This window comes from Plantactinospora sp. CA-294935, from assembly GCF_050936445.1.
Taxonomy (GTDB): domain Bacteria; phylum Actinomycetota; class Actinomycetes; order Mycobacteriales; family Micromonosporaceae; genus Plantactinospora.
Map to the genome: position 1 here is coordinate 9,729,386 of NZ_JBNJMU010000001.1, position 13,107 is coordinate 9,742,492.

Consider the following 13,107-nt stretch of genomic DNA (forward strand, 5'->3'; position numbering starts at 1 on the left):
GACACTCACTCCTCTTCCTGTGTTTGGGATCGGGTCTGCGTACGCGTGCGGCCCAGGCCAGCCCGGACCGCGACGGATGCCGGTGCGGCCGGCGCCGGTTCGAGCACGGCCGTGCCGACCGTGGAGACCGCACCGCCCTGGGACTGCCCGTACAGCCGGAGTCTCGTCCCGCCGTCGCCACCTCCGGCCGGGTCGGGCTCGACCCACACCGTGAAGTCGGCTCCGACCAGGTCCATCCCGCGGTACGACGCCGACAGCTCCCGCAGCACGCTGCCGGTGCCGCCGTACTCCAGCGCACCGCGGGCCAGCCAGGCCATCTTCAACAGGCCGTGCACGATGGTCCCGGGCAGGCCACTCGCCCGCGCGTAGGCCTCGTCGTAGTGCGCCTCGTAGAGATCCTCGGTGGCGACCGCGTAGCGGACGACGTCCCGACTGGACACGCTGGCGGAGAAGACCCGGATCGCGCCCCCGGGCAGGTCCGCCCCGGTCGGCCGGCCACCTGCGGTCGGCCGCGATCCGGTCGCCGTCGACGGCGCGGTCGAGGCCGTCGGCGACTCCGGGAACCGCCGGATCGCGGTGTACCGCAGCCTCGCCACCTCGGCCCGGGAGTCGGCCCGGCGGTACACCGTCTCGATGGTGTACAGCTCCAGCCGGCCGGTCCGGCCGTTCTTCACCTCGGCGTCGATCACGGTGGAGTCGCGTTCGAGCGCGTCGCCGACCCGTACCTCCGCCAGCCAGCGGCACGCGTTCCCGCCGTTCAGCCGCGCCGACGCGTCGGGGATGCCCAGGGCGAAGGCGTCCACGTACTGCGCGCTCAGAAAGGACGGCGGGACCAGTTCGGCGTGGCCGTCCACCGGCAGGTAGGGGTGCTGGGCCAGCCCGGACACCTCCCGGACCCGCTCGGCGCGCCAGCGTTCGCAGACGAACGGCGCCCAGCCGGTGCTGTTGCCGACGATCGTCGACGGGTCATGCATCGGGGCCTCCCAGCGGGCCGCGCTCCTCGTCCAGCCAACTGGCCTCGCGCAACGCGTTGCGTACCTGCGGGGCGATCGGCTGGTCGAGTTCCTCGTTGATGTGCGCGAGCAGCCCGGCGGTGCGGCTGACGATCGCCACCCCTCGGTGCAGGTGCCAGGGAACGCCGACACCGAGCAGGATCGCCGCCGATGCGCCGGTGGCGTTCACCACGAGCCGGCGACCGGCCCGCTCCTCGATCGCGGCACCGACCGCGGCGAGCCAACCGGTCTCCTCGGCCGCGACGCCCAGCTCGGTCGCGACCTGTAGCAGCCGGATCGCCCGAGGATCACCCGTCCGGTGCAGCCCGTGCCCGAAGCCGGGTACCCGCCGGCCCTCGTCGAGGATCCGGGCGACCGCCTGCTCGGCCGCGCCCCGGGGTCCGGCGCCGGCGCGTACCCGCGCGCCGATGTCGGCCAACATCTTGCCGGCCTGCTCCATCGAGCCGAGCAGCGAGCTGCCCGCGCCCAACACGCCGGCGGCCAGTGCGCCCTGGAGCGCGTCCGGCGCCGCCGAGTAGGTCAGGCGGGCGGCCAGGGCGCTCGGCTGCATCCCGTGGTCGACCAGGCTGACCAGCACGGCGTCGACCGCGCGGACCTGCGCGCCCGAGGGCCGCCGGCCGGTCACGGCCAGCAGCAGGGTCTCGGTGTACGAGGTGTGCCCGATCAGCTCGTCGACCAGGTCGTACCGGCGCAGCTCGATCCGCTGGGCGTTCGCGTGCCCGACGTCGGTGGAGATCCCGAGGTCCGGTCGGCGCACCGCCGGCTCGGATGCCGCCCCGCTCATCGGCCGGCCCCGTCGGTGGTGAAGGCCAGCGCGTCGAGTACCACGGTCCCGCCGCCGACCACCCTGATCGGGTTGCACTCGATCTCCCCGATCCCGGCCGCGCCGTCCTGCACGACGGCGTCGAGCCGGGCCAGCACGGCAGCCACCTCGCTGGCCAGCCCCGACGCGTCGACCGGCGCCTGCGTCTCGAACTGTGCCGAGAGCTTGAGCCGCCGCAACTCGTGCGCGACGTACGCCGGGTCGTACGGAGGTACCAGGGTCCGTACGTCGCCGATCTCGTTCGCCCAGATCCCGCCGCTGCCGAGCACGGCGCGGCTGCCGAACGTCGCGTCGTGCAGCACCCCGACGATCAGCTCCGGTCCGGCCGGGACCTGCTCGACGACCAACGCCTTCGTCATCCCGAACTGCCTGGTCATCCGCTCGTACGCCGCCGAGAGCCGGTCCGGTCCGTCGAGCCCGACCTCGACCGCTCCCTGCCGGGCACGGTGCGCCAGGAAGGGCTCGACGAGCTTGAGCACGCACGGGTAGCCGACCTCCTCGGCCGCCGCCACCGCCTCCGACGCGGTGGTGACGCCGACCCGGCGCGGTGTGCGTACGCCCAGCCGGTCCAGCAATTCCATCGTCCGCGCCTCGTCGAGGCCGTGCCGCTGACCGGTCCCGAGCCACGGCAGATCGCCGCGCAGCGCCCCGCCGAGGTCGACCGCCGTTGCCGCACCGGACCGGCCCGGCGCCTGCCGCTGGCCGCGTCGACCGGCGCGGACGAGTCCCATCCCGCGCAGTGCCCGGGCCGGGTCGGCGCCGACCACCAGCCCGGCCTGGGCGGCCGCCAGGCGGATCCGGTCACTCACGCCGAGCCAGGACAGCACGAGCGGACTGCGCAGCTCGGCACGCGTCCGGACGAGGATGTCGATCAGCTTCTCCCCGAGGTACTCCATGCTGCCGAGGAAGACCAGCAGCGTGTCGACCGAGGGGTCGCGGTCGAGGATCCGCAGGGTGTTCGCCATCAGGTCGACGTCGTTGATCACCTGGGCGGTGAAGTCGATCGGGTTCGTCAGCCCGGCGAACGCCGGCAGCGCCGCCCGCAGTTCCCGCATCGTGTCGTCGGCGAGGTCCGTCAGCGGTACGCCGAACCGGTCGCACGCGTCCGACAGGTACGCCGCGGCGCCGCCGGAGTTGGTCGCCACCGCCAGCCCGTCGACCGGCGTCTCGATGGTCAGGGCGCGGGCGACGTCGACCGCGTCGTCCATGCCTTGCAGCCGGACCGCACCGAACCGGTCGAAAACGGCGTCGAAGGCACTGTCCACACCGGAGAACTGCGCGGTGTGCGAGGCCACCGACCTGCTTCCCCGCTCGGACGCTCCGGACTTCAGCAGGAAGACCGGCTTGCCCGCGGACTGCAACTCGCCGAGGGCGACCGCCAACTGCTCACCGCTCGCGACGCCCTCGACGTACCCGATCACGGCCGAGGTTGCCGGATCGGTGGCGAGGTAGCGGAGGTAGTCGGGGAACGTCACACCCGCCTCGTTGCCGGTGGCGATGACGTGCGAGAAGCGCCCGCCCGCCCAGTACGCCTCGGTCAGCAGGTTGAAGGCGGTACCGCCGCTCTGCGAGACGAGAGCCACCCCGCCCGCCTCGATCGCCGGCATGGTTTCGAGGGTCGTCGCGAACGTCGCGAAAGAGCGGTGGGCAAACGACGCGAGTCCCAGGCTGTTCGGACCGGCGAGCGCGATTCCGGCCGATTCGGCGATGCGGGACAGCCGATCCTGGAGCGCCTTTCCGTCGGCGCCGGCCTCGGCGAATCCGCCGCCGAACACCACGGCCGCCCGCGCCCCACGCTCGGCCGCCTGTTCCAGCGCGGCAACCGCCGCCTCCGCGGGAATGCAGATGACGAACAGCTCGACATCAGCCGGCAGCGACGCGATGTCCGGATAGCAGCGGATGCCCTGCACCGACTCGTACTTGGGGTTGACCGGGTAGATCGACCCGCTGTAGCCGCGGTCGGCGAGTATCCGCAGGGGGCGGCCCCCGATCCGGTCGGGACGGTCGGACGCGCCGACGACGGCGATGCTCGACGGCCGCAACAGGTAGCGGATCGACTCGTACCGCGGAGTCTGCATGGGTTCTCCGTTCCAGAGGCCGACCGCCCGCAGCCAGGACGAACGGGGCCAGGGCCGGTGTTGATGATCGCAGAGTATGTGCACCGGGTGTTGTGATTGTCAACAGTCTCGTGACACGTCGACCACCGGCGCGACGGCCCGAGCCAACGGCGTGAACCACACCCGATCCCCGGACATCGACATGGCTGCGCGCGACGACGCCGCGGAGATCGACCGGGGGGCCCGGCCGCAGCGGGCGCCGCGGCACGGCCGGGCCGGAGCGGTCCGGATCCGGCGTGGCAAACTTGCGCGCATGGTGGAAGCGACCGCAGGCAGGGAGACACTGGCGGCGGATCTGGTGATAACCGAACTGCTCTCATTTCGGCTGCACCGGGTGGTCAACGCGTTCGAGCGCAGCGCGGCCCTGCTCTTTCGTCGGGAATTCGATGTCAGCCTGGGCGAATGGCGAGCGCTGGCGCTGCTCGGAGGCGGAGTGGCGAGCACCACGAATCGCATTGCCCGACTCGCCGGCATCGATCCCGCTCAAATGAGCCGCATCGTCACGAAGCTCGCCGACCGCGGTTTTGTCGTCCGCTCCAGCGGCCCTGGCAACAGTTCGCCCATCTCCCTGACGCCGGCCGGCCTGCGCACGTACAAGGGTCTGATCGCCGCGGCGCGGGCCCGGAACACCGCCTTCCTCTCCGCCCTGACCGAGGACGAGATCGCCCATCTCAACAGCGCACTGGAAAAGCTGGCGACCCTCGCGATCGGCATGGAACGTGCCGGACCGAACGACGAGGGCGGCACGGCCGCGGACCTCGACCAGTGATCCTTTTTCAACCTGAATCGCGCGGCGCCCACGCACCGCGTCCGACCTTGCGGTCCGTCGGACCGCAAGGGAGGTTGAAAAAGGTTCAGTGATCTCGTCTTCGAGTGGCGCTTCCCGTCGAGGACGACGGCTGGCGTCGCCACCACCTGCGCGGAGTGCGAAGAAAAGCGGTTCGAGGCATCGGTACCGCCCCGCGCGCGGAGGCTCCGGCGGAGGCGGTAAGCGGGGAGCCGGTGGCCGCGGGAGCTGCCAGACGCGGGCTTGACGGCGGAGGACAAGGATGCCGGCGCCCAGCAGCAGGGCATCGGCCCCGATGACGAACGTCCAGAACCATTGGCTCCGGAGAATGTCGGGCTGACCCCAGGCGCCGTCGGCATAGCGCGACAGCATCGCGACGATGACCACCTGGGCTAGCCGGTCGTTGCGCCCGACGCCGGCAACTCCGCGACCCGCCACTGCCCGTTCCGGCCGCTCATGGCCCTCGTCGACTGGGCCGACGGTCCAGGCCGACAAAGTTCGCGGATTCGTTGGGTCACAGCGAACCCGCGAAACGCGACGATCAGCGTACTTCAGCAAACGGAGCTGGATATCAGCGGTTTGTCCGAGAGGACGCAGTAGATGCGACGAGTCCTGACCCTGCTGACCTCGCTGGCGGTTACCGCCGGCCTGACGGTGGTCGTGGCAGCTCCCGCCCAGGCAGCCCCCGGCCGTGGCGACACCAAGGACAATCCGATAATTTTCGTGCACGGTTTCGCGGCCTCCGGCGGCCACGACTGCAACAGCACCTGGTTGAATGCGCGCACGCATCTCCGGAACGAGGGCTGGACCGGGCCGCTGTCGACATTCGGCTACTACGGTGGCAGCACGAACTGCACCTTCCAGCACGACGGCAACCGCGACACGTCGATCCACACCGTCGCACACAGGCTCGCTGACGTCATCTACGACGAGTACTCCAGCAACGGCGTCAAGGTCGACGTGGTGGCGCACTCCATGGGTGGCCTGGTGATCCGCTCGGCGCTGCTGAACGTGCAGCGCAACACTCCGGGCTGGCCGCCCTACCTCTACGTCGAGGACGTGATCACTCTCGCCACCCCACACGAGGGGGCCCAGGACGCCAATTTCTGCGCCTTCTGGCTGCAGTGCCGGCAGATGATACCGGGCAGCGTCTTCTTCGATGAACTCGAGGTTCTTGGTACCGGGACCGGCGGACGCCCGAAATTGCCCGTGTCGGCCATGGGCACAGACTGGACGGTGATGTCGTCGTTCGAGGACGACATCACCCTGGAAAGTTCGGGCGTCAACGTGGATGCGAGCCACCGGCTGCAGTACAACGCCGCGCAGTGCACGGGCGACGAGCCAGGCGTCGAACACGGGGACTTCCCGAGAAGGGTTGCGGGATCCTTCTGCGTCCGGATCTACACCCGCGTCGAGGGTTGGACTGGCTGGATTCTGCAAACATCCCCGGTGGATCGGGCATACCGGGGCGCCTACTACAACTCCAGCATGTAACGCGGGACGCCCTTGGCCTACGCGGCTGCCGGCCCGGTGCGTTACGGCCCGGCCGGCAGCCCGCTCCGCAGGTACCGCGCCAGGGACGGCCGTCGCATCTGCGGAACCGGGTGCAGGGTCGCACCCGGTTCCCTGGATCAGCTCTGCTTGGTCTCCCAAAAGATCTTCGAGATCTCCCCGATCTTCGTGAGGAGTTGCTCCGCTACGGCCGGGTCCGCGGAGCCCTTCGCACCGCCGGCGCCGGCCAGCTTGGTGGCCTCGTTGAAGAGCGTGTGCAGCTCCGGGTACTTCTCGAAGTGCGGCGCCTTGAAGTAGTCGGTCCAGAGCACCCAGAGGTGGTGCTTGACCAGTTCGGACCGCTGTTCCTTGATAATCAGCGAGCGGGTCCGGAACTCCGGATCGTCGCTGGCCTGATACTTCTCGCAGATGGCCTTGATCGACTCAGCCTCGATGCGGGCCTGGGCCGGGTCGTAGACGCCGCAGGGGAGGTCGCAGTGAGCGCTCGCGACGAGGCGGGGACGGAGAAGGCGGGGCAGTGGCATCAGATTCCTTCCGGCAACGGTGCTGAGGTGACGAACGTCCTGTTGTGATCGATCAGCCGCCCGTCGACCCGTGAAAGACCTTGAGCACGGCAGCGACGACGGGCGTCGGGTCGCCGCCCGCTTCGGGTTGTCTCGGCCTGACACAAGGCACAGCGAGGACGCCGGGCCTTGACCTACGCCGAGACCCTAAAACCTCAACCGCGCTTCATGTCAAACGTCGGCCGACTGCAGGTACGCCGTCGATGGCTGCCCCCCATGCTGCGACTCTGCGGCGATCGTAGGTCCCTGAGGCACGGTTCCGGTTCGCGGTGGCGGGGCCCCTCTGGTCCCCGGCCCGGCTACTCGATGCCGTAGTCCTGGTAGTCGAAGGCGTCCCGCGGCTCGGCGCGGTCCGCTGCCTGCCTTGGTCACCGACACGTCCGGTGCCAGTGTCCAGCGGCAGACGGGCCGCGCCGAGCTCGGCGGGTTCAGTGTGCCCCTCAGCCGTCGATTGCCTGGTAGAGCGTGGTCCAGAAGTCGTGGATGAGCCGCGCCGGATTCGGGACCGACAACCCGACCTGGGTGAGCAGGATTCCGGTGAGCCGGTTGTCCGGGTCGGCGTAGGTCGAGGTACCACTTCCGCCGTCCCAGCCGAACTGGCCGATGGACGCGTAGTCGCCACGGTAGGCGCGCACCGCCATCCCGAAGCCCCAGCCGCCGTGCTGCCCTTGGCCGAACGACACATGGACGTTGTTGCGGGCCATGGCGTCCCGGGCGACCTGTTGGTCGGGCGTGAGGCGGTTGGTGGTCATCAACTCGACGGCGGGCCGGGACAGGATCCGTTCGCTCCCGTGCATCCCGCCGTTGAGCAGCATCCGGAAGTAGGCGTGGTAGTCGTCGGCGGTGGAGACCAGCCCACCACCGCCGCCCTCGAACGCCGGAGGCTTGCTCCAGCGTCCCCCTTCGGCTTCGTCCCACACGGTGAACTCCCCGGTCTGCGGGTCGGGGGCGTAGAGGGTCGGCAGCCGGTCGAGCTTGTCGGCGGGCACGTGGAAACCGGTGTCCTTCATGCCCAGGGGGTCGAAGATGCGTTCGCGCAGAAACGTCTCGAACGACCGGCCCGTGACTCTGGCGACGAGCACGCCGAGTACATCGCTGCTGATGTGGTACTGCCAGCGCTCTCCGGGCTGGTGCATCAGCGGAAGCGTGCCAAGGCGCCGCATCCACTCGTCCGGCTCGGGCATCGGTTCCGGCAGATCGGGCGTGAGCCCCTGCTCGAAGATGGCGCCCATGATCGGAGTGCCCAGCGACGTCATGTCCATGCCGAGCCCGAACGTGGAGGTCAGCAGGTCCCGTACGGTGATCGGCCGCCGCGCCGGCACGGTGTCGTCCAACGGGCCGTCGATCCGCCTCAGCACCCGCCGGTCGGCGAGTTCGGGCAGCCACTGCTCTACCAGGTCGTCCAGCCGCAGCCTGCACTCGTCGAGCAGGACCATCGCCGCCGCCATCGCGACCGGCTTCGACGTCGAGGCCATCCGGAAGATCGTGTCCCGGCTCATCGGCGCGCCACCGTCATGGCGCATCGTCCCGATCGCTTCGGCGTGCGTCTCACCGCCCCGGCTGACCAGGGCGACCAGCCCCGGAATGTTCCCGGAATCGACATGTCGTGCCAGCACGTCGCGCAGTCTGCGCAGTCCCGCTTCGGAGAAGCCGTTGTGCTGGTCGCTGAGGGTGGTGGACATGGTTGTGTGCTCCTTCGATTGAACGGACGGACGGTGGAATGCGGTCGGGTTCGCACCCGGGTTATCCGGACTGCTCAGGTCGGTTCGCCCGAGGGGTTCGCCCGCCCGGACGACCCGACCCGGATGGGAGAGCGGATTGTCAGCAGCCGAGCCGATCGGCGATCACACCCAGCACCTGCCGCAGATCGCGTGACATGCGGGCACGCAGGCCGATCTCGGCGATCCCGGCCGCGAACCCCGGGTGGTCGGGGTGGACGCGGTGGACCCGATGGGTCACCCGGGTACCTGCGGGGCAGGCGGTGGCGGCGTGCACCCCGGCGTACCAGCTCTGCACCGCCACCCTGGACCGGGCCCGGTCCACCTGGATCTCCACCGGCTCCACCAGCCCGGCGAGTACGGCGCGGTAGACGTCGGCGCCGGCCCCGGCCACGACGGTCATCGCCCCCTGTCGTGCCGCCGAAGCCCTGGCCAGCACCAGCAGGTTGTCGTCGCCAACCCGCCCCTCCGCGACGGTGAGCAGGACCGCGGCGACCGCGGCGACGGGTACGGCGAGCGTCCCCTGCACTTCCCACCGGGCGGGCAGCGCGTCCAGTTCGGCGAGCAGCGAAGGCGTCATGTGCATGGCGAAGAGCGTCGGCGCGGCGGCCTGTCCGGGACAACGCACGCCGCGCCCTGCGGGACGCGGGACACCCCGCCGATACCCGGCTGACCTGCGCATTCACTCCAGCGGACGATTGTTGTGCAGGTGTCCCGGGACGGGACGGGACACCCGCGCCACCCCTGGGACAGGGCTCAGGACAGCCGGGCCAGTCCCGCACGCGCCGCGGGCACCACGTAGTCGAGGCCGTGCGCGGTGGCGATCTCCAGCACCGCCTGGAAGTGCCGTGCCGCGGCGTCCCGATCGCCCGTGGCCAGGCATGCCTCCGCATACGGGAGGAGGCTGCGCACCACCCGGTGCGGCTCGCCGGCCCGCTCGAGAATCCGCACTGCCTCGGCGTGCCTGGCCACTGCCTCCTCGGCGCGGCCGAGGTGGCGCAGGGCGATGGCGGTGTCCGTGAGGCTGGCCGCCTCGAAGATCGGGTGGCGCGTCGCCCGGTTGAGCGCGACGGACTGCTCCGCGAGATCGAGAGCGGTCCGGGCGTCGCCCAGGCCGAGTGCCGCCCGGCCGAGCACTTCCAGGCACATGCGCTCCGTTTGCCGGTCCAGCCCGCGCGCGATCTCGATCACCTCCGAGACGGCCTCGCGGGCCTCGCCGTACTTCCCCAGCTGCACCAGAGCCTGGCCGAGACCGGTGCACACCCGCACCCGGACGGCCGCCTCGCCGGGCGGCACCAGTACGGTCGCCTGGCGCAGGAGTTCGACGGCGCCTTCGGCGTCGCCGGCGTACACCCGGATCTCCGCCAGTTGCAGGAGGGTGATGGCCTCGCTGACGACGTCGCCCTCGGCGGCCATCAGCACGCGGGCCGCTTCGAGCTCCGGCACCGCCTCCTCGATCCGGCCGACGCGCATCAGCGCGGCGCCCAGCAGGTACCGGTGCGAGGCGAGCACGCGGCGCTCGCCGAGCCTTTCGGCGGCGGGCATGCTGACCTCAAGCCCGCGGCGCAGCTGCGCCATGCCGCCGCGTCGCGCGTGAGCGATCAAAGCGAGCTGTCCGAGCCCGACCGCCGGCCCGTCGATGCGCAGCTCCACGGCGAGCGAGAACGTCGCGGTGAGGTTGGCCCACTCGGTGTCCATCCAGGTGACGGCCGTGTCGTAGCCGGAGAGATCGGGAAGCGCCGGCGGTGGCTGGGACACGGTGACCGGTAGCGGGATGACGATCTCGACCAGCTCTTTCACGGCCAGCATGCCGCTCAGGTAGTAGTCGCCGAGCCGGGCGATCGCCGGTACGGGGGCGGCCGCGGCGTCGTCGGCCCGGGCGGCCTGCCGCAGCAGGTCGTGCATCCGGAAGCGACCCGCCGCCGGCTCCTGGACCAGGTGGACGTCGACCAGGTCCTCCAGCAGGGAACGGGCGTTGGCCAGCGGAATCCCGGCCAGGGCGGCCGCGCCGTACGCGTCGATGTCCTCGCCCGGCACCAGCCCCAGCAGCCCGAACATCCGCCGCTGGGCGGGGTCGAGCTGCCGCAGCGACATCTCGAACACGTCCGACACGGCCAGCTCGCCCTCGCGCAGCCGGTCCACCAGGGTGTCCAGCGTCCACGCGGGCCGGTGCCGCAGCCGCGCGGCGGCCACCCGGATGGCCAGCGGCAGGTTCCCGCATCGCCGCAGCACCTCGCCGACGTCACCGGGCCGAGCCCCACCCGCGGATTCGACGAACAGCTCCGCCGCCTCCTGGGTCGGCAGGACGTCCAGCGAGATCGGCTGGACACCGTCCAGCTCCACCATCCGCCGGCGGCTGGTGATCACGACGAAGCTCTGACCGGCGCCGGGCAGCAGATCGCGCACGTGCTCGGCATCGGCGGCGTTGTCCAGCAGCACGATAGCGCGCCGCGTCGCCAGTTCCGACCGCCACAGTGCGGCCCGCTCGGTGACCGCGTCGGGAATCCTGCCGGGTGGCAACCCGAGCGCGGCCAGCAGCACACGCAGCGCCTCCGAGGGCTCGACCCGCTCCCGGCCCGGAGTGAACCCGTGCAGGTCCAGGTAGAGCTGGCCACCGGGGAAGTCGGCGGTCAGCAGATGCGCGGCGTGTACGGCCAACGCGGACTTGCCCACCCCGCCCATGCCGTCGATCGCCACCACCGACGTGGTCCGCGCGGCGCCGAGGAGGGCGTCCAACTCCACCCGGCGCCCCGTGAAGGCGGTGATGTCGTGTGGCAGGTCATTGCGCACCGACGGAGTGGCGGCCGTGCTCGTCTGGGGCCCGTCCTTGGCCCGCTCCCACACCTCACGCAGTGGCCTGGGGTCGCGACCGGCTGCCTTGCAGAGCGCCACCACCGTCGGCCAGGGTGGAACGGCCTGGCCGGAAAAGTACCGCGACAGTGAGGAGCTGCTGACGTGGACGTCGCGGGCGAGTTCGCGCAGGCTCCGTCCGGTCAGGTCACGCAGCTGCCGTAGCCACCCCGCCAACTCCTCGTGCACTCTTGCCAGCCCTCCTCCGGCTTCACGCGCTGATCCTAGGAGTGGAGTGGGCTGCGGCTGGTACCGGGCCATCCCCGCGTAGATCGCGGACACGGACTTCCCCCCGCCGGTCATCCGCGAGGCGACCGCCGGCCGCATGGACACCGACCTCGACTACCCGACCTGGGCGAGCGGCACCGCGCCGCCCCGCCGGCTGCGGCGTTCGCCGAGGCGGGTGGAAAGCAGCTCCGCGAGCTGATCGCCGCAGCCTCGGCGCGGAACGGCTGGCGATCAACCGGCACTTCAGGCTTGTTACGGCAGGCCGGAATATCGGGAGGGCGGGATGGTCGGCGGAAACCACGCCACGTATGCACCTGATGCGAACCCGATGGTGAGCAATGCCATGACGACGACCGGCATCCATGAGTCCGGCTCGCTTGCTTCGCGGACGTTGATACAGGGATATCCGCTCGGATGGTGGATCTGGATCTGGTCACCCACGGCAAGTGCTGACCTGTCGTGGACGGGCGAAAATGCGACTCGCATCGGCTGCCGTCACTCGCCGTGAAGCGGACCGTCAGGAGAGTCTTGGTGCCGTGATGCTCGACCTTCACGATTTCACCGAGTACGTCGAATCCCCTCATATCGCGCAAGGTCGACGATACGAATCCTGCGGTAACGCCGAGACCCACCAGCAGCCCGAGGGTGAATACAATCCGCATGCGCGTTAGCGAAGGTCGGGGACGTGACACGCCGGAGATCGTAGGATCCGCTGTCAATGCCCCTACTCCGCGACGCTTGCCGGGCAAAGGCCCGACCGGCTGCGCCCTTCGCCGCTCCCTGGCCGGCCGGCTCTCTGCTTGCCGGCCGGCGCTTCGTCCAGCCAACCGAACAGCGGATTGTGCCGTGCCGCAAGTCGGTGAGCCGCAGCAGCGAGAGGCCGTCCACCCCGGCAGGTGGGACTCCAGATCCGGCTCACTCCCTCGCCGCGCTGGGCGGGAGCCAGGCGGCGTGTCGACCGGTCAATCGTGGTCGTAGACGGTGGTGGCGATGTCGTGGTCACACAGGGTGGCGATGACGAGCGGCTCGATGCGCTCCCACCGGCCACCGGCCAAGCCGCAACCGATGCGCGGCATATGCACGGTAGCGGACAGCCGCGCAGCGTGCTCGGCGACCACAGTCAGGCAACGCTCGACGGCGCCGTATCGGATCGGCGGCCCGCCGCTGCCGGTACGGATCCCGCGCTGGGCAACCATGTTGGCCACCCAGGTGTCGGGCCGGACCTGAATCAACTGGGTAGCGCCAAGGCCGAAGTCGTTGTCGGAGCGTTCACGGTGCCACTGCCGGTAGGCGCGCTCGGGTTCCGGCCACCGGTGGGAGACCGCCAGCACGAAGCCCTTGCCCCACCCACCGAGATCGTTGCAAATGTGGGCAATGATCTTCGGTCCCTTGGCCTGAGGACTCGTTGCATCGCCCCTGATGATCCGCAGTGGTACCACCCGGTGATGCTCCCACCGGCGCAATCTGTCGTCGAGCCCGTTTCCGTTCACCCCCTC

Annotated in this window: 10 protein-coding genes; 2 read left to right on the forward strand and 8 right to left on the reverse strand. The window is 70.5% G+C overall.

Annotated features, from left to right (window positions below; all coding sequences use genetic code 11):
- Positions 1–5: 5 nt before the first annotated feature.
- Genes ACQEVC_RS42125 through ACQEVC_RS42135 form a run of 3 tightly spaced genes read right to left on the reverse strand, consistent with a single transcriptional unit; the run spans position 6 to position 3,914 of the window.
- Complete coding sequence (locus tag ACQEVC_RS42125; protein ID WP_432889647.1) at positions 6–974, reverse strand: FAS1-like dehydratase domain-containing protein; 969 nt, start codon at positions 972–974, stop codon at positions 6–8.
- On the reverse strand, positions 967–1,797 hold the full coding sequence (locus tag ACQEVC_RS42130; RefSeq protein ID WP_432889648.1) for a citryl-CoA lyase: 831 nt from the start codon (positions 1,795–1,797) through the stop codon (positions 967–969). Before ACQEVC_RS42130 ends, ACQEVC_RS42125 begins: the two co-directional genes overlap by 8 nt.
- The gene (locus ACQEVC_RS42135) at positions 1,794–3,914 is read right to left on the reverse strand and encodes an acetate--CoA ligase family protein (RefSeq protein ID WP_432889650.1); all 2,121 of its coding nucleotides are present in this window, start codon (positions 3,912–3,914) and stop codon (positions 1,794–1,796) included. The genes ACQEVC_RS42130 and ACQEVC_RS42135 overlap by 4 nt, the downstream gene beginning before the upstream one ends.
- A gap of 151 nt (positions 3,915–4,065) precedes the next feature.
- Here ACQEVC_RS42135 and ACQEVC_RS42140 point away from each other — a divergent pair, with 151 nt between their 5' ends.
- Together ACQEVC_RS42140 and ACQEVC_RS42145 are read left to right on the forward strand one after the other, a co-directional pair.
- Positions 4,066–4,722, forward strand: coding sequence for a MarR family winged helix-turn-helix transcriptional regulator (locus ACQEVC_RS42140; protein WP_432889652.1), 657 nt, complete (start codon positions 4,066–4,068; stop codon positions 4,720–4,722).
- 618 nt (positions 4,723–5,340) lie between these two features.
- The gene (locus ACQEVC_RS42145) at positions 5,341–6,234 is read left to right on the forward strand and encodes an esterase/lipase family protein (RefSeq protein ID WP_432889654.1); all 894 of its coding nucleotides are present in this window, start codon (positions 5,341–5,343) and stop codon (positions 6,232–6,234) included.
- 137 nt (positions 6,235–6,371) lie between these two features.
- Here the strand turns inward: ACQEVC_RS42145 and sodN are convergent, their stop codons facing one another.
- The 5 genes from sodN to ACQEVC_RS42170 all read right to left on the reverse strand — a co-directional run bounded on the left by sodN (position 6,372) and on the right by ACQEVC_RS42170 (position 13,101).
- Positions 6,372–6,776, reverse strand: a complete 405-nt coding sequence (sodN, locus tag ACQEVC_RS42150) for a superoxide dismutase, Ni (RefSeq protein WP_432889656.1) — start codon at positions 6,774–6,776, stop codon at positions 6,372–6,374.
- A gap of 479 nt (positions 6,777–7,255) precedes the next feature.
- Positions 7,256–8,497: a serine hydrolase domain-containing protein gene (locus ACQEVC_RS42155; protein ID WP_432889658.1), complete on the reverse strand. Its 1,242-nt coding sequence runs from the start codon at positions 8,495–8,497 to the stop codon at positions 7,256–7,258.
- A gap of 139 nt (positions 8,498–8,636) precedes the next feature.
- Positions 8,637–9,119 (reverse strand): hypothetical protein, encoded by a 483-nt coding sequence (locus ACQEVC_RS42160; RefSeq protein ID WP_432889660.1) that lies wholly within the window; start codon positions 9,117–9,119, stop codon positions 8,637–8,639.
- A gap of 170 nt (positions 9,120–9,289) precedes the next feature.
- The gene (locus ACQEVC_RS42165; protein ID WP_432889662.1) at positions 9,290–11,572 is read right to left on the reverse strand and encodes an ATP-binding protein; all 2,283 of its coding nucleotides are present in this window, start codon (positions 11,570–11,572) and stop codon (positions 9,290–9,292) included.
- 1,001 nt (positions 11,573–12,573) lie between these two features.
- Positions 12,574–13,101, reverse strand: coding sequence for a macro domain-containing protein (locus tag ACQEVC_RS42170; RefSeq protein ID WP_432889664.1), 528 nt, complete (start codon positions 13,099–13,101; stop codon positions 12,574–12,576).
- Positions 13,102–13,107 lie beyond the last annotated feature (6 nt).